Below are 14,444 nucleotides of genomic sequence, written 5' to 3'. Positions count from 1 at the left end.
CGGGGGAAAAACGATGGATGAACAAGAGGCGAAGAGCGCTTATGATGAAATATCGGATGTGCTCCGAAAGGTCGGGTTGAATTGGGTAGTAGAGCAAGTTGAGGAGAGCATCTATCTCGGGAAGACGGTCATCACTAAAGCTGATGCCAGCGAGTTCATCGATGACCAAGTCGCGGGTCAGCGGCGCGGCAGACGGCAAATGCAGGAGTTCGTTACGACTCAGCTCTTTTCCAACATTGAGCGCCTAAATCTTCTTCTCGATGCCATCGATCGCATATTGGCTCTCCCGCAGTTCGCAACCGATGCGCTGAAGATCTTGGAAGTAAAGAGCGTGACGTTCGTTTCTGAACGAGAAGGCGATGATGGCCACAGCTTGCGCAGCGATTCAGGCAAACAGCAGGAGGCAGCCCGCCGCCGCTTCCGGGAACTGCGCCAGCAAGCTGGAGTTACCGCCGCATGATGACCGCATCGACTCTCGTCGGACAGATCTCCGCGATTCTCGGTCCGGCACATGGCATGAATTACTCCGCGGCGTCGGACGCCAACGACGTGTTCGAAGGCTATACGCTCGCGATCGTCGTGAGGGCGGCCCGCGCCGCTGGGGCCACCATCGCTTTCGAGGCGAACGATGGAAATGCCACCACCAACTTGATTTTCTGAACCTCGCCGGGCGACATCTTCAGCCCGAAGAAGAAATACACCCACGCCGTTATAGGCTTACCAGGCTGCCCGCCGCTTGAGGCGCATATCGGCGTGAAAGTGTCGGGGCGCTCGGGTGTCCTCCACGAATGCGATCTCGCCGTGATCGATCAACACGAAGCGCGCGTCTGTCGCAAAGAAAAGGTGCATCCTCGTGCTAGCAAGGTCCTGAACGCAGCCGAATGTAAATTTTACGCGAGCACCCTGAAGTTGGGTTTGGCGCGAGGATATCTCGGACTCGCCGAAGAACTCGGTAAGCAAGATCGGTTGCTGGTGACCAACACGACCTCCGATTCCGCAGCAAGGATGATTGCCTACCATAAAGCCGGTTGGGAGTTCGACCTGTCGTCACCGACTTCGGCCCAGGCAGTAGATCTCGAAGCGAAATTCAAAGAGGCCTTTCGCAACTATGTTGCGAAGCGCAAATCGTGAGCGCTGGTTCGATCCTAGTCAGCGGGAGCATTCCGCTGACGGAATCTAGCATTCGTTCGTCTCCGCATCGCAGAGGTGTCCGTTATGCGCTCGAGTACTAAATTGCTCTCGCCGCCCGGCGTCTTTAGAGAATGCGCTTGGCGAACGGAATGGGACTCATGACGGAGAACTTCAATTACATCTCTTTTGGCAACTGGGAATATGTCGAGGGGAACGTCGATGTCGTCACCATCGGGCGAGGGCGCATGTTCGAATACACGCCGCCTGACACCGAGAAGCGGCTTGAAAGCCTCGATTCCACTGCGATCGCCTTTCTCGAAAAGTTGCCGACTTTTCTGTGCAGTGAGATCAAGTCGGCCGGAGACGCCGTCTCCATGCTCATCAAGTACGGTCGGATCTCCGACACCACGCCAGGGCGAAGAGAGGTCTCCACCACTTTCGAGACATTGGTCGATTTCGGCGAGGTGGGTTTCGACGACATTGAGATGGCCGGGTCGGTGTTCGGCGCGGACCGGTTCCAGCTCTACCGCACGCATTGGGCAGTCCGTGAAGGCGATGCCCAAGAGGTGCTGGCCAGATTGGCCGATCTCAAACCCAATCTTGCCCATCTTATCGGGGAGCAAGGGGGGCATCGTCAACTTAACGAAGCGTGGATACCGATGTGCGATGACGGGCTATGACAGAGCGTGACCCACTCTACCGCCGCCATCGCTTCCCCGCCGAGATCATCGCCCATGCTATCTGGCTCTATTTCCGTTTTCCTCTCAGTTTGCGAATGGTCGAGGACTTGCTGGCGGCACGAGGGATTATTGTCTCGCATCAGACAGTCCGGCTTTGGGCAGAGAAATTCGGGCGGACCTTTGCCAGCGAGATCCGCCGCCGCTCAGCGGGTCGGCTGGGTGACAAGTGGCATCTCGACGAGGCCGTCGTTTCGATCCGCGGCAAGAAGCACTGGCTCTGGCGCGCCGTCGATCAGGACGGTTTCGTCCTGGAAGTTCTGGTGCAAAGTCGTCGCAATGCCAAGGCGGCCAAGCGTCTGATGCGCAAGCTGTTGAAGGGCCAAGGCCGCGCGCCGCGCGTGATGATCACCGACAAGCTTCGGTCTTACGACGCTGCAAAGCGAGAGATCATGCCGGGCGTCGATCACCGTTCGCATCAAGGCTTGAACAATCGGGCGGAGAATTCCCATCAGCCAGTCCGGCGACGGGAACGGATCATGAAACGCTTCAAGTCACAACGCCATTTGCAGCGCTTCGTCTCAATTCATGATCCGATTGCCAACCTGTTCCACATCCCCCGCCACGAAATCTCCTCCAGCCATCATCGCGAACTGCGTTCAGAGGCAATGAACCTCTGGGCAAAAATCGCGCGGGCTTGAACCGCCGTGGGGCAAGCGGGCTACGACCGCCTCGCGCTCTTTAAGTTTACGATGCCCCCGCAACTGCTCAGCAGAAGGAAGTGAACGTGAGTGCATCCATTTCGTAAATGTGTGTCTATCCAAGCAATCGATTTCTCTAATTATCCGATGAGGAATATGAACGCGCCAGGCAGGGTGCATCATTAGGAGTATTTTCGATGGCAAACATTATCGAGGGTGGCCCGGGTTCCGAAACACTCCTCGGCACCGAGCTTGAAGATTGGATGGAGGGTTTCGGGGGCAATGACTGGATTGACGGTCGTGGCGGCAACGACGAGATCTCGGGTGGCGCGGGCAGTGACCGAGTCATCGGCGGCGAGGGTAACGACCGCATCTTCGGCGGAGATGGCTGGGACGATCTCTCCGGCGACAACGGCCGCTTCAACGCGCGCATCTCCGGTGAGGACAATGACAGGCTCAGCGGCGGTCCCGGCCAGGATGTCCTCTACGTGGGTGACGGCCAGGATACGTTGACCGGGGGCACCGACAGTGACACGTTCGTGTTCCAGTTCCACAATCCGGTGCCTGGGGTTGTCGGGTCGAAGTCGGACATTTCCACTATCACCGATTTCAACCCGGCGGAGGACAAGTTCGCCTTCGATGCGGTGGGCCTCTACAACGACGGTTTTGGCGCGAACTTCGTCAACAACGCCAGCATACAGTCCGGCTACCCGGTGAGCAGCTTCTACAGTGGTGCGGCCTCGGGTGCGAACGGCGAACACGTCGTGGTGATCACTGGCGAATCTTTCAACTCTGCTTCTGAAGCCGCGAGTGCGATCTCCGGCGAGCACGCCGGCGACATCATTGTCTACCAAAGCAGCTACAGCGACAGAGTCGCAACTCTGGCCTATGTCACCGCCGACAACAGCGCGCATGAGTTCGTCCACCTGGGCGGTGTGGTCACCGTGGCCGACCTAGGCCTGACCGCGTCGGACTTCACCTTCGTTTGATCCAGAAAACCCATACGGAACAGCGCCCCGCCCCCCTGGGCGGGCGCTTTCCGTTTCCGCTACTTGCGATGGGCCGGGGCGCCCGGGAGCAGTCGCAGCGTGTAGAGCTTGATGAAGCCGATACATCCATTGGCCGCGGACTTGATGTACGTCTCGTCCATATGCCACTTGCTGCCGACCGTACGCTTGCGTCAGCTTCGGAGCTCTGGTCACTTCGCCCGTTCTAGCCGGCTGAGCGCCGCTTCCTAGCTTGCGGGCTAAGCAGATGGCGCGGCGGCGATGAGGCACCAGCGCGCGAATCCCCGCCAGCAGCAGCCGCTCCGCAGTGAGACCCAGCTTCGTTCCCGTCATCAAACTGCTCACGTTGAACGCCGGCGCGACTGGCTCCGGGCAGAGATCGATCCGAACTACCCTGGCGTCGCCTTCGGCCTTGCGACCGGGCTTGCTGCTCGCAGAAGCAGCGTCAGTCTTCGGTGCGCGAGTAGTCGGGCTTCAAGACGGTCAAGCGCTATCGGCGTCTGCCACCGAAGACGTCCGGCGTCGTGCGTGTACGGCGGAGGCTGAAATCTCAGGGATGGAAGGACCCAGCAGCCAATGCAGCGGTGTCCATCAGATTCCATATGACATGATTGTCATCGACGTGCTTTCATGATTGCTGGGGTCTATGTCACGTCGTCGCTTGCTACCCGAAAAGAATTTCCCGGGCTACGCATACCTGCCTGGCAAACATCCGCATCCGGTTCGCGACCCGCTGGGTCACAGTTACCAAAGCGACCCGATGACCGTTGTTGCCGTCGAGGAATCACTCAGCTCAAACGGGTTCCGATGGGGTATCGACCTGTTCAATCACGGTTATTACTGGGAAGCCCATGAGGCTTGGGAGCCTCTTTGGCACGCTGCGAAACAAAGCACTCAGCATCGCCTTTTGTTCAAGGGATTGATCCTGTTGGCGGCGGCCGGGGTGAAGATCCGCGAGGGAAAGCCGGTCGCTGCCGCGCGCCATGCGGCGAGAGCTGCAGCGCTTTTTCGTCGGGTGGCGCCTCTGCCGAGCCGGCCCTTTGAGGCCGCACTCGGAATGACACCTGCCGCGCTCGCGGTACACGCCGAAGCGGCCACAACTTTCCCGGCTGTTTTGCGAGAGCCGATGCCTGGCCAGCCTGAGCCCGTTTTCGATTTCATTCTCGCCCCTAAATCCGAGGGCGTCTGATAGGCAACCCCTACAGTACGGTTCAAGCCTCTTAGTTATTTGGGTGCACTGCCGACCTGTCATGGACAGTTCGACAAGGGCAGCTTCAATCCTGGCGCAGTTGACCTACGGCACAGCCCGGCGCTGGCGGAGCACCCATGGCAGGCGCCGCTTCCATCGTTCATCTCGCGGCAAAGCAACATCTTTCTGCCACCGCTTCTTCTTGCGGGTCCGTCTGCCTCCAGTCGGTGCGTTCGATGCCTTCGGAACCGGCGCTTCCTCAACCGTCGGCGGCTTAGGAAGCGATACGTCGGGCATGATCACGTCCTTGGCGTCGGGTACTGCTTCACCAACGGCGGCCATGGGCCGAGAACGGATATCTTCGCAAGGAACAATCGGCGCTTCAGCGATCGGACCTTCAGTCTCGCTTCCGCGATATCGTTCGTGATGGCGGCCAAGTCGATGCCGGCCCAGATTGAGTGTGGCCGCTTCACGAGCCAACGCTTCTGTTTGATCTCGACGACAAAGGGTCGCTGCTGCCTCATAGGCTCTCGGCAGACTCAGGAGAGTTGCGAATGTCGTCTAGGCCGATCGCACGCTTTCGTCCACCCGCCCCCACGCATTCTCCAACGGTTTTCCAAGACGTTGCTGTCGTCCAAGCCACGACTGAAGCGGCTAACCGCTGAGGCCGGGGCCCACGCTCCCGATCTCTTGTCCTGCTGTCAGCATGACCGCCATAACGACAATATCGCCCACGCAGTCGCCTTTATTAGGCCCATCGCGAAGCCGCAAAATATTCAAAATGCAATGAAGATGGCCGCCACCCTTGTCCATGCTCGCATGTTCCCGTGTAAATCGGACCCGTCCAATGCATTTTTTGAATCGGTCACCTGCGACTGATTATGCTGCTGATGGTCCGCATGCCGGATGTCATGGGTGGCCGGGCACGGATTGCGCTCCGCAAGCGGTCGGCAATCCCAAAGCTACACTTGGTGCACATCGCATCGGCTTTCCTCCACCGATCAACCCTTAGTGTGGGTTGAGAAGTCGCAAGAGGTGGCGCTGACCAGGCTTGTTCCGCAGCCCTCGTTGTCGTTGATCCAGACGCTGGGTGGTGAATGAGGAATCGCAGCAGCGATCACCCACAGGATACAGGTCAGCTTTGCTGCGCTCGATTTTGTCGATGATCAGATCGGCCCCCTTCTTCGCGAGAGTGGGCGCTCTAATCAGCCTAGAACGGCCTGATCCTGGTCAATCTCACGCGCGCCAACTGCCTCGCCGGATTGTAGAGCCTCTTGCGGGTGTTTTCTACAACAACCACCAGGGTCATCAAATCAAGCAGGAAGTCGTCGATCGCTTGGGCGGTTGTTCCTGACTCACCTTTGGACTGATCCCAGCAAAACGCACGCCCGATCGATCGCATCCGCGCTGGCCGCAGTGATTAACGCTCCGACTCCTCTTGACGATGGCGATCGTACGAGGTGCCGGCCCCCGACTCCTCATTGCAAGGTTCACCACGTGATGCGTTAGTTTCGTCTGCCTTTGCGACTGCCGCTTGGTCGCGGCCAGTCCACTGGCTGCACGATGCGCTTACCACGGCGTGTCGCTCCGGGCCTTCCGGTCTTTCGCATTTGCTGCGTTATACTATGAACGGCCCGGCATGATCGCCGAACCAGAACGTGTTGCAAACTTTACAAGGAATACGCACATGGCAACTGGAACCGTGAAGTGGTTCAACAGCACCAAGGGATTTGGATTTATCCAGCCCGACAATGGCGGTCAGGATGTTTTCGTCCACATTTCCGCTGTCGAACGCGCGGGCCTCTCGACCCTCAGATCAACTATGAGATCGAACAGGATCGCCGCACTGGCAAATCCTCCGCTGGCAGCCTCAGCAAAGCTGGCTGATTTTTCTCCTGCCCCCCGGCAAGAGCCGGGAGGACGCGGCAAGTCCGGATGTACTGACGGCCGCTCGACAAGAGCGGGCGAGAATAGGGCTCGGCGCAGCAGATTGCTGCAAGCGGACGCGCTTCTTGTGAAACGAGAATGTTTGCAGTTGAAGGCGGGCTGTCCCCGCCTTCTCGTATTCTGCGCAAATGCCGACGGCAGTTGCGCGCTCCAGAACGAACCTCGATTGCCGAAATTCTAACCTGCGACCTTCTTGCGGGTCCGCTTCGCCACTGCCGGCTCCGGCGCTTCCGGCGCTTTCGGTTTGCGGCCGAGCCCCATCGTCTTGGCCAAAGTCGAGCGCGCCGCGGCGTAGTTCGGCGCGACCATGGGATAATCCGCCGGCAGGCCCCATTTGGCGCGATATTCATCTGGCGTCAGCCCATGGTGGGTCGACAGATGGCGCTTTAGTGATTTGAATTTCTTGCCGTCTTCAAGGGAGATGATGTAGTCCGGTGTCACCGACTTCCTGATTGGGACAGCAGGCGTAAGCGCAACCGGCTTTTGTGCGGTGACGCCTGCGGCCGTGCCTTTCAGCGCCGCGTGCACTTGGCCGATCAGGGCAGGGAGATCCCCCACCGGGACCGGATTGTTGGAGACATAGGCTGAGACGACATCGGCGGTGAGCTCGATGAGGGTGTCAATGTTTTTTGCGGCTTCTTCTGTCATGAAACTCTCCAGGCGGCGTGAAACACAGTCGGCGAAGCGTCGCTTCATAGTGGCGGTCGCCGCTGAAAGCAAATACAGCCCGGCAGGACTATCGCGATGCTCGTCGGCACCGAGGACCATAGCGCTGCATCCGCCGTCGTGGGCGTGTTGATCTGCGCGCTGTCGGCCGGGCAAAACGAAGGGCCAAAGATGCTTTGCGCCACCCATGAAGCCCCAAGGTCGTCCTTGCGCAGCTCACGAAGCCCTCACGGACGCGGTAGCTAGTCTTCGGTTCTTGACTTTCGATTTGACCTGCGCCCCGGCCAGCGCGCCCTCGGCAGGCGCTACGAACTCGAATAAGGTGGTTGAACCGATGCTGAGCATCACGGTAATTCAAGCACAAGCTTTGCCTGTTAATCCTGTGGTCACAAACGACCTTGATGGCCAACAATGCGAAACCCGATGTGCGCGCCGCACGGTCTTGAGCTTTTTGCAATTCATCCCTCACCTGGGTCGAACCGGTCAGAAGATGCGCATATCGCCTCGAGCGGGCGCTTGCGGGTCATGATCGCGATGGTGTCTTAGCTACGATGTTTCCCATCCTTGGTTAGGCTGTCGAAAAGAACAATCGCTCTTCGATCACTTACTTCCGGAGCCCGATGTCATGATGAAATATCCAGACGTTAAACCAGGTCTTAAAGAAGAAGTGCCCTGGTCTGACAGCCTGACCAGCTACGACCGTCAGCACTTCACGACCTACCTGAGGCTCCTGGATGCAGGTGCCGACGAGGCAAGCTATGAGGAGATGGCGCAGGTCATCCTCGGCATCGATCCGGTGCAAGAGCCGGAGCGGGCCCGGAAAACTGTGCGAAGCCATCTCGATCGGGCGAACTGGATGGTGACGACCGGTTACAAGGAATTGTTCGCCGGATGAGGGCGAACAGGCGGCGACACGCTCCGCCTGTTCAGATGTGGTTACGGCGTCCGCGAAAAGAGCGGTCTCACGGTCGGGGCTGCGGGAATTAGGTTCAAATTGAAAGACCTCAGTTCTTTGCTCCATCATGACGATCGACCAGATGGCGGCGACCGGTGCGAGCACCAGACCCGCCACGCTGGACGACAGCAACACGAGGCCAACCAAACCCGAACCGCCAACATGAAAAGCCAACCATGCAGGCAGGACAATTCCGACGCCAACGATAACGAAAGAAGCCGATGAAAAAGCTATAAACAGCGGGTCTTTCGAATCGTCAAGCGAGACACTTTCCCGGCTCGCTTTCCGATGAAGATAGCGGTGAAGGAGAAGTCTTTCCGCAATGGGAAGCACAAGGCGCAGTGGTCGATGACGTTGCGTGAATATGCCAAGCCGCTGCACAAGAGGCCGATCGCCGAGATCGCGCGCGACGACGTGGTCGAGACGCTGAAGCCGATCTGGGAGAAGATACCAGAGACTGCTGACCGCCTCCGCATGTGCATTGCAGCAGTAATGGATCACGCGAAGGCGAGGCGGCTTTTATGTCGGCGACAACCCTGCCGACTGGCGGAGAGGCCTGAAGGATATGCTTCCGGCTCGACAGAAGCTCACGCGCGGCCATCACGCAACAGTCGGCTACAAGGAACTGCCTGCCATCATCAAGCGCCTACGAGCCGCCGCTGGCGTGTCAGCTAGGGCTGTGGAGTTCGCCGCATTGACCGCAGCGCGTTCCAGTGAGGTTCGCGGCGCAGTGTGGCCGGAGATCGACCTTGATGCGGCCTTGTGGACGGTACCCGCCGCAAAGATGAAGGCTGCGCGCGACCATGAGGTTCCGCTTTCCGAGCGCGCCGTGACAATCCTCCGCGCTACACAGCAGCAGTCGACCAGCGATCTGGTGTTCGAAGGTGGACGCGACGGAAGGCCAATCAGCGACACAGCGATGACGAAGGCGCTTAGGGCCGCTGGTGCGGGCGATGCGACCTTGCATGGTCTGCGCTCATCGTTCCGTGATTGGGCTGGCGATAGACCGATTACCCGCGCGATGTAGCCGCGGCGGCCTTGGCTCATGTGCTCAAGGACAAGACCGAAGCCGCATACAGACGTGGCACCGCGTCGCAAAAAAGACGCGGCTTGATGGTAGACTGGCACAGTATTGTGAAAATAAAGCCCGTTGACCATATCGACATTACAGGCGAAAACGCATATTGTTCTTCACCTTGGCTTACCTCGCCTAAGTTAACGGCGACCCGAATCCCTCTCTAAAGATTCAGAGTTTGAACGTGCCCCTTCGCACGTTGGATTTTCCGCACGCTCTTTTTGCGCCGGGTTGCACTGGGGATTCCGATGACAGCAAACGACAACCGACCGCGCCTGATCGCACCAAAAGACGCGGCGGCAGCCACGTCTCTTTCTCGTACACTATTGATTTTGATGGCCGAAGCCGGGGGGTTCCCGAAGCCCGTTTCGCTATCCGAACGACGTAGTGCATATATGCGTGCCGAGGTCGAAGAGTGGATTGATAAGCATATCGCCGCGAGCGCGGCAGCATGAGCCACAATGCCGAAACTGTTGCGAAATGTTTATGCTTTGGAAGGCTACCGAGAAGGCGTTCCTGCAGCATCTTCTGATCCGCTTGATAGAGGATGTTCCGGACTTCAATAGGGAAAAGTTCGCAACCGGCTTGCACCTACTGCAAGAGGAGTGGCCCATCGACCGAACAGACAAAGATCGAGAAGCGCAGGGCTTAGTCAGCATCCGCTTCCTTGGCGAATTGATTGAAATGACAGCAATGCGCATCGCTCGAGAGTGAGCACACTGACGGGCCGCGGCGTTTCTTCAAAAAACACCGCCGACCAACGGCGGCACTCCAAGACTGGACCGCTCCCCTTGAAAATCCTTGATGCCCGACCGGAGCCGCCAGGCTGCGGCAACGTCATTGCGCGCGTCGACGTAGCACTGAATGATGCCGTGAAAATCTATAATCTGAAGGTGTCCAAGCGACCCGATGGCGGCTTCGCCGTTTTCGCGCCGAACGCTCATGGTGGGCGCGTCGTCACGTTTTCTCGTTCTCTTGTTGCCGAAATTGCCAGCGCCGCTGTTGCCGCGCTCATGGAGCCGACGCCGAATGACCGCACCCACACTGAAGCAGAAAGGTTCCTCGACCTTATCAACAATGGCGACGCAGAGAGGCTGGCCAGTTTTCACTACGGCAATATGGCCAGGACAGGCGGATCGATCATGGTTGCGCCGGAAGACGTGGCCTGGGAACCACTACACGTTCAAGCGCGAACTGTTACAGCCGCGATCCGACAACGAACCTGCAGATATCAGTGAGGCCCTCCGCTGGTGCGTTGTGGTCGACAACATTCCAGAATGTGACGCCGACACGGCCGGGATTATTTACATCGAGAGAGAGACGCCCTTGATGAGAAAGTTCTTAGGGCGGCTATCAGCAATGTCGTCAAACCAGGTCATCTTGAAGCGGGACTTAGGAGGATTGTCGTTGTAAGTCTCGGCCGATTTGGAACACCGCATGAGCGCGCCAAGACCAAGTAAAAATTTTAGCATGATCGTCCTCCTTTCAATGGAGAAACCAATGCGGCGGGCAGATAGTTCCACAGGTCCGGAACAATGCTCACTAGCGCTCGTTGCCTCTGATCGATGGGCGAGGAGCGCGGAGATATGGCCGTGAAGAAAAAGAGCGACGATAGCCGCGTTAAGAAGGGCGCAGAACTTGAGGTAGAGCACCTTACCGAAGTCACGGACCTATCGGCCAAACAGGCGCGCACATTATTGCGGAAGCACGGCGCTGACTGGCAGAAGCTCAAGGACGAAGCCGAAGATTTAAAGGATGACGACTGACTACCCGTCCCGCGCATTGCGGAAACGGACTACCCGGCCTGGCCGGTTTCTCGAATTGGGATGACCACCCATGACAAAGACCACCCGCAAGGAAATACTAGAAGCAACAGACGCCTTCCTGAAGGCCAACCCGGCGGAGAAGCGCACCGCTGTACGGATTCGTTTTCGTGGCGGTCGGCCAGCTTGGAATTGGCTGAAAAAGCACGACGGGAAGGGGGCCGCCGCATTGTGGCTCATCGTTCGAGAGCGCCTTCCGCAGGCCGCCAACGACAACCTGCCCACTGACGCGGGACTGCATGTCGACCGGAGCCGAAAGGACGGCAGGCCAAGAGGGAAGAATCCAGATCCACGTTCGTTGGATGCCTGCATAGCGCTGCCGTCTGCCCAACCGCGGCTCGGCGATGCCGAACCGGAACCGGCACGAGCAGGCAACTGGGATACGGTGTCGCGAGGTGTCTCTATAAAATCGCAGGAGTGGATACATCCCGACGCAGTATTCACGTCGGCAACTTGCTTCAGCTTCCATCCTCCAGAGATCGCACCTGGCGCATTCTTTCTGGGTGCAATAGGCGGACTAGGCCAGCTTAAGTTGGGCAGGAGTCGTGGAGACGTACGGCTGGCTGGAACTGCCGATCCGATCACCCCACCGGCCAATATCGATACTGTCATCGAGGTCATCTTAGCAGGCGGCAATTGCTGAGGTCGGCAAGGCTTTCGGCGCTAAAGGCGGATATGCAGACCGTCGCGGAGGCGCTGAGCTATTGGCGGCTGGCAAGTGGGCGAAGTTGGCGGTGGCGAATGACAACCCGAGAATCAGGGCCGCTTAGGGACGTGTGCCAAATCGTGGCCCCAAAAACCTAAAGGGGCAACAGCAACGAATGGGGCGCTTCGGCGTCCCACCCGCTTTGGGCCCTACGCCTCGTCATCGTCAGGCGCAACCCGTCAATCTGGCACCAGAGGCGGGAATTATTGCGCGCGTTCCGGCCAGGCTGCGTGCGCTCACCGTCCAGCCTTCAGGGCTGCGACGGTGTTTTTTTTAAACCATCGCAATCACGAATTTCCAAACTCAAGGATCAAATATGCCTACAAGCCGTAGCCGCCATTGTGCGGCGTATCGGCTTCGATGAAGGGCGCGTGGGCGCGGTAGCCCGCATACTCACGGACGCCGCTGTTCTGCCGCCCGGTGCGCCTTGGACATCTCCAGATCTCAGCCCGCAAGACGTGGCGTCACTCATGCTTGGCGCGGCGCTGGACGTGCCTTTGCGTGCTGTTGTTGACGCGGTGCGCGATTACCGCGCCCTGCGCCGTGAAGGCGTTCCTGATGGCGCGCCATTTGCTATCAGTGTTGCCACAACTGGTGAAGAGCTAGACGTCCTGGCCGAGATCGCTGCAACTGGCTCGCCAGAGGCGAAAGCACGGGCAGCAAAGACCATCATCACCGTAGTCAATAGTTGGCCGGAAGTCGTGCCGATCGACCAGATCGACACCCGACGCTTCAACGCGGGCGCGCCAAGTCACTGGCAGGCCTCTCGCCATCGCAAATCTGTCGAAATCAATGCCGCCGCGCTTGTCGACGTCATCAATGAACTTTTTGGAGACCAGTAAAATGTCAAAAGCTGACCTTTCGTAATGCCCGAATTGACCGATGTCGACCCGGAATTCGCAAAACTCGAACGGCAACTTCAGGACCTAAACTCCCAAAAATGTTTGGCCGATCGCGAGCTTGCGAGCCCGCGTGAAGAACTGGCCGAAGCGCGCGGTCCGTCCATTCCGTCCAGCGTTGCAGCCCTGCTTGGTGATGAACCCGACTCGGCGACGGGAAAACGGCAGCGTGCCGCCGAACTGAGCAAGTTGGTCGGCGATCTTATGGTTGCCATTGACATCATTTCTAAACGTCTGCGGGAGCGTCGCGACATACGGCAGCCGTGCTGCTGTCGCGCGCCGCCGCATTGGAGGCCGCGATGGTGCCGCTTCGCGAGTTGGAACAGTTGCGCATAGATTTGGAAGCTCACGATGCATCAGGTCATTTTCAATGGCCGCACGGGAATCTTTCGCATTTTTCCAGCGCGTTCTGCGCGGCTGTGCGCAAGGGAGTGTGAGTATGGAACGGCGAGAATACGAAACCGCCACGGATAAGGGGCGCCCTGGTCAACGTCTGGTGAGACTGCCGGGCGATAAACAGCACACCAAGCGTGGTGACAGCGCAAAGGTCATCGCGCGCCGCATTGCGCTAGACAAAGCGGAGAAGCGCCTGCAGAGGCTGACGAATGGCTGAGTATCGGGCTACGCCATCCAATGGAGCCAACCCGCGACTATCGCGGGTCTCTTCGTTGAACAGTTTGCGCGCGGATCTTTCGACAACTCATTGCTCCACAATCCTGACGTGGCGGCTCTGTGGTCGCATGACAGCAGCCGGCCACTTGGGTGTGTTGGCCGCCGCGACAGCAAATATCGCAGCGGCCGGTCCACCCGCCGAGCAAGTCATATTCTTCCACCATGTAGCTCTTGATCTTCAGCCAACTGCCGTGCCGCCAACCGGCTTCCATGGATGCAGGTCAATTCACGATTTGCTGAAACGCGCTGTTTCCGCCCGGGTGGAGCTAGCCTGTCAGTTTAGTGAAGTCGTGGCGCCGCGCGCCAACATGTGCCAGCAAATTCGTTTCGTTTACGACCCCTGATTGAAAGAGATTCAGCGTGGTCGAGGCCAGAATCTGACCGTCTATCGAAGTGCTGTACCATTTAGCGTCGGCGGTTATCTGGTCGACAACCCGCTGGCAAATCGCCCGATCTTTAGGTTAAGGAACTGACTTTTCGGCGCTCGTAGCATCTCGATGCCTTTAAAGGGGAGTCACTTGTCTCCCAAGCGACACCCAGGCGTGGGTCTCCCGAGAATGGATACTAAACGCATCCAGGCCATTCGTTTGAGTGGTACGATGCGGGGCGTTGGCATCGGTGACGTGGTTGCGATCACGGCCGCGGTACGGAGGCGGTCACCGACGACCGTATCAGTGATACAACGCACTTCCTTAGCGGGCGGCCCAGCAGCTTGGGTTAGGGGGGCGGCCGCTGGGCCTGACCAGCGAGCGTTCGGGAATGCTCGACTGGCTGGTTAGTATATTAGATCAAGCTAATGTAATCGAACCATGCGAACGAAGTACGCGCGGCAAGAGGCTGGCACGCTTCACTTACCGCGCGCTCTTGCCTTGGGTTCTGGCGAGCTTTCGGACGGGTTTGCAGCCAATTTTGCAGATCGCCGATCTGTTACCCACAGGGACTTTTTCCTCGCCACCAATTCGTCACGATCGCCCTCAGCGGTCGCTCGGCTATGCA

The 14,444-nt window shown here is 58.5% G+C and carries 22 protein-coding genes and 1 pseudogene; 22 read left to right on the top strand and 1 reads right to left on the bottom strand.

Annotated features, from left to right (window positions below):
- The first annotated feature begins 13 nt into the window (after window positions 1-13).
- The 8 genes and pseudogenes from NKH89_RS32460 to NKH89_RS32425 all read left to right on the top strand — a co-directional run bounded on the left by NKH89_RS32460 (window position 14) and on the right by NKH89_RS32425 (window position 6,592).
- Window positions 14-460 carry a hypothetical protein gene (locus tag NKH89_RS32460; RefSeq protein ID WP_023722846.1) on the top strand — a complete coding sequence of 149 codons (447 nt, stop codon included), beginning with the start codon at window positions 14-16 and terminating at the stop codon, window positions 458-460.
- Entirely contained in the window at window positions 457-660 is a 204-nt protein-coding gene (locus NKH89_RS32455; protein ID WP_031195303.1) for a hypothetical protein, read from the top strand. Before NKH89_RS32460 ends, NKH89_RS32455 begins: the two co-directional genes overlap by 4 nt.
- Before the next feature lie 93 nt (window positions 661-753).
- Entirely contained in the window at window positions 754-1,131 is a 378-nt protein-coding gene (locus tag NKH89_RS32450; protein ID WP_156948343.1) for a hypothetical protein, read from the top strand.
- A gap of 158 nt (window positions 1,132-1,289) precedes the next feature.
- Window positions 1,290-1,811 (top strand): hypothetical protein, encoded by a 522-nt coding sequence (locus NKH89_RS32445; RefSeq protein ID WP_198030579.1) that lies wholly within the window; start codon window positions 1,290-1,292, stop codon window positions 1,809-1,811.
- On the top strand, window positions 1,808-2,509 hold the full coding sequence (locus tag NKH89_RS32440) for an IS6 family transposase (RefSeq protein WP_023722851.1): 702 nt from the start codon (window positions 1,808-1,810) through the stop codon (window positions 2,507-2,509). Before NKH89_RS32445 ends, NKH89_RS32440 begins: the two co-directional genes overlap by 4 nt.
- Window positions 2,510-2,706: 197 nt before the next feature.
- Window positions 2,707-3,498 carry a calcium-binding protein gene (locus NKH89_RS32435; RefSeq protein WP_352468040.1) on the top strand — a complete coding sequence of 264 codons (792 nt, stop codon included), beginning with the start codon at window positions 2,707-2,709 and terminating at the stop codon, window positions 3,496-3,498.
- 778 nt (window positions 3,499-4,276) lie between these two features.
- Window positions 4,277-4,705 carry a DUF309 domain-containing protein gene (locus NKH89_RS32430; protein WP_031195309.1) on the top strand — a complete coding sequence of 143 codons (429 nt, stop codon included), beginning with the start codon at window positions 4,277-4,279 and terminating at the stop codon, window positions 4,703-4,705.
- Between the two features lie 1,687 nt (window positions 4,706-6,392).
- Window positions 6,393-6,592: pseudogene (locus NKH89_RS32425) on the top strand (cold-shock protein).
- Window positions 6,593-6,829: 237 nt separating this feature from the next.
- Here NKH89_RS32425 and NKH89_RS32420 read toward each other — a convergent pair.
- Window positions 6,830-7,300: a Ros/MucR family transcriptional regulator gene (locus NKH89_RS32420; RefSeq protein ID WP_031195311.1), complete on the bottom strand. Its 471-nt coding sequence runs from the start codon at window positions 7,298-7,300 to the stop codon at window positions 6,830-6,832.
- Window positions 7,301-7,946: 646 nt separating this feature from the next.
- Between NKH89_RS32420 and NKH89_RS32415 the strand changes: the two genes are divergently transcribed.
- The 14 genes from NKH89_RS32415 to NKH89_RS32350 all read left to right on the top strand — a co-directional run.
- Window positions 7,947-8,213 carry a DNA -binding domain-containing protein gene (locus NKH89_RS32415; RefSeq protein WP_031195313.1) on the top strand — a complete coding sequence of 89 codons (267 nt, stop codon included), beginning with the start codon at window positions 7,947-7,949 and terminating at the stop codon, window positions 8,211-8,213.
- Between the two features lie 348 nt (window positions 8,214-8,561).
- On the top strand, window positions 8,562-8,948 hold the full coding sequence (locus NKH89_RS32410) for a phage integrase central domain-containing protein (RefSeq protein WP_023722859.1): 387 nt from the start codon (window positions 8,562-8,564) through the stop codon (window positions 8,946-8,948).
- Complete coding sequence (locus tag NKH89_RS32405; protein ID WP_051409784.1) at window positions 8,839-9,300, top strand: tyrosine-type recombinase/integrase; 462 nt, start codon at window positions 8,839-8,841, stop codon at window positions 9,298-9,300. The genes NKH89_RS32410 and NKH89_RS32405 overlap by 110 nt, the downstream gene beginning before the upstream one ends.
- A 296-nt stretch (window positions 9,301-9,596) precedes the next feature.
- Window positions 9,597-9,803, top strand: coding sequence for a helix-turn-helix transcriptional regulator (locus NKH89_RS32400; RefSeq protein WP_084643138.1), 207 nt, complete (start codon window positions 9,597-9,599; stop codon window positions 9,801-9,803).
- Window positions 9,804-9,834: 31 nt separating this feature from the next.
- Window positions 9,835-10,062 (top strand): hypothetical protein, encoded by a 228-nt coding sequence (locus NKH89_RS32395; RefSeq protein WP_156948345.1) that lies wholly within the window; start codon window positions 9,835-9,837, stop codon window positions 10,060-10,062.
- Between the two features lie 77 nt (window positions 10,063-10,139).
- Window positions 10,140-10,586 carry a hypothetical protein gene (locus NKH89_RS32390; RefSeq protein WP_156948347.1) on the top strand — a complete coding sequence of 149 codons (447 nt, stop codon included), beginning with the start codon at window positions 10,140-10,142 and terminating at the stop codon, window positions 10,584-10,586.
- A gap of 348 nt (window positions 10,587-10,934) precedes the next feature.
- A complete protein-coding gene (locus NKH89_RS32385) occupies window positions 10,935-11,114 on the top strand; it encodes a hypothetical protein (protein ID WP_031195317.1) in 180 nt (59 codons plus the stop codon).
- Window positions 11,115-11,184: 70 nt separating this feature from the next.
- Window positions 11,185-11,814: a hypothetical protein gene (locus tag NKH89_RS32380; protein ID WP_023722865.1), complete on the top strand. Its 630-nt coding sequence runs from the start codon at window positions 11,185-11,187 to the stop codon at window positions 11,812-11,814.
- Between the two features lie 293 nt (window positions 11,815-12,107).
- On the top strand, window positions 12,108-12,719 hold the full coding sequence (locus NKH89_RS32375; RefSeq protein WP_352468039.1) for a hypothetical protein: 612 nt from the start codon (window positions 12,108-12,110) through the stop codon (window positions 12,717-12,719).
- Window positions 12,720-12,743: 24 nt separating this feature from the next.
- Entirely contained in the window at window positions 12,744-13,112 is a 369-nt protein-coding gene (locus tag NKH89_RS32370; RefSeq protein ID WP_156948351.1) for a hypothetical protein, read from the top strand.
- A gap of 34 nt (window positions 13,113-13,146) precedes the next feature.
- On the top strand, window positions 13,147-13,389 hold the full coding sequence (locus NKH89_RS32365; RefSeq protein ID WP_023722868.1) for a hypothetical protein: 243 nt from the start codon (window positions 13,147-13,149) through the stop codon (window positions 13,387-13,389).
- A 15-nt stretch (window positions 13,390-13,404) separates the two neighbouring features.
- Window positions 13,405-13,623, top strand: a complete 219-nt coding sequence (locus NKH89_RS32360; RefSeq protein WP_084643140.1) for an HK97 family phage prohead protease — start codon at window positions 13,405-13,407, stop codon at window positions 13,621-13,623.
- Complete coding sequence (locus tag NKH89_RS32355) at window positions 13,517-13,792, top strand: hypothetical protein (protein WP_156948355.1); 276 nt, start codon at window positions 13,517-13,519, stop codon at window positions 13,790-13,792. The genes NKH89_RS32360 and NKH89_RS32355 overlap by 107 nt, the downstream gene beginning before the upstream one ends.
- Before the next feature lie 415 nt (window positions 13,793-14,207).
- Window positions 14,208-14,444: hypothetical protein (locus tag NKH89_RS32350; RefSeq protein WP_352710931.1), on the top strand; the 237-nt coding region annotated here is incomplete at its 3' end.

Origin of the sequence: Mesorhizobium sp. M0923 (genome assembly GCF_040319365.1) — a bacterium.
Lineage (GTDB): Bacteria > Pseudomonadota > Alphaproteobacteria > Rhizobiales > Rhizobiaceae > Mesorhizobium.
Note: the sequence above shows the minus strand (reverse complement) of the source record. Positions and strands in the feature narration are given on the sequence as shown.

What these genes read in the sequence shown, in the direction of transcription:
- NKH89_RS32410 (WP_023722859.1), top strand. Translation starts at nt 8,562, where the DNA reads ATGAAGATAGCGGTGAAGGAGAAGTCTTTCCGCAATGGGAAGCACAAG.
- NKH89_RS32435 (WP_352468040.1), top strand. Translation starts at nt 2,707, where the DNA reads ATGGCAAACATTATCGAGGGTGGCCCGGGTTCCGAAACACTCCTCGGC.
- NKH89_RS32400 (WP_084643138.1), top strand. Translation starts at nt 9,597, where the DNA reads ATGACAGCAAACGACAACCGACCGCGCCTGATCGCACCAAAAGACGCG.
- NKH89_RS32415 (WP_031195313.1), top strand. Translation starts at nt 7,947, where the DNA reads ATGAAATATCCAGACGTTAAACCAGGTCTTAAAGAAGAAGTGCCCTGG.
- NKH89_RS32370 (WP_156948351.1), top strand. Translation starts at nt 12,744, where the DNA reads ATGCCCGAATTGACCGATGTCGACCCGGAATTCGCAAAACTCGAACGG.
- NKH89_RS32355 (WP_156948355.1), top strand. Translation starts at nt 13,517, where the DNA reads ATGACAGCAGCCGGCCACTTGGGTGTGTTGGCCGCCGCGACAGCAAAT.
- NKH89_RS32440 (WP_023722851.1), top strand. Translation starts at nt 1,808, where the DNA reads ATGACAGAGCGTGACCCACTCTACCGCCGCCATCGCTTCCCCGCCGAG.
- NKH89_RS32430 (WP_031195309.1), top strand. Translation starts at nt 4,277, where the DNA reads ATGACCGTTGTTGCCGTCGAGGAATCACTCAGCTCAAACGGGTTCCGA.
- NKH89_RS32420 (WP_031195311.1), bottom strand. Translation starts at nt 7,300, where the DNA reads ATGACAGAAGAAGCCGCAAAAAACATTGACACCCTCATCGAGCTCACC.
- NKH89_RS32365 (WP_023722868.1), top strand. Translation starts at nt 13,147, where the DNA reads ATGGCCGCACGGGAATCTTTCGCATTTTTCCAGCGCGTTCTGCGCGGC.
- NKH89_RS32380 (WP_023722865.1), top strand. Translation starts at nt 11,185, where the DNA reads ATGACAAAGACCACCCGCAAGGAAATACTAGAAGCAACAGACGCCTTC.
- NKH89_RS32460 (WP_023722846.1), top strand. Translation starts at nt 14, where the DNA reads ATGGATGAACAAGAGGCGAAGAGCGCTTATGATGAAATATCGGATGTG.
- NKH89_RS32385 (WP_031195317.1), top strand. Translation starts at nt 10,935, where the DNA reads ATGGCCGTGAAGAAAAAGAGCGACGATAGCCGCGTTAAGAAGGGCGCA.
- NKH89_RS32395 (WP_156948345.1), top strand. Translation starts at nt 9,835, where the DNA reads ATGCTTTGGAAGGCTACCGAGAAGGCGTTCCTGCAGCATCTTCTGATC.
- NKH89_RS32405 (WP_051409784.1), top strand. Translation starts at nt 8,839, where the DNA reads ATGCTTCCGGCTCGACAGAAGCTCACGCGCGGCCATCACGCAACAGTC.
- NKH89_RS32445 (WP_198030579.1), top strand. Translation starts at nt 1,290, where the DNA reads ATGACGGAGAACTTCAATTACATCTCTTTTGGCAACTGGGAATATGTC.
- NKH89_RS32455 (WP_031195303.1), top strand. Translation starts at nt 457, where the DNA reads ATGATGACCGCATCGACTCTCGTCGGACAGATCTCCGCGATTCTCGGT.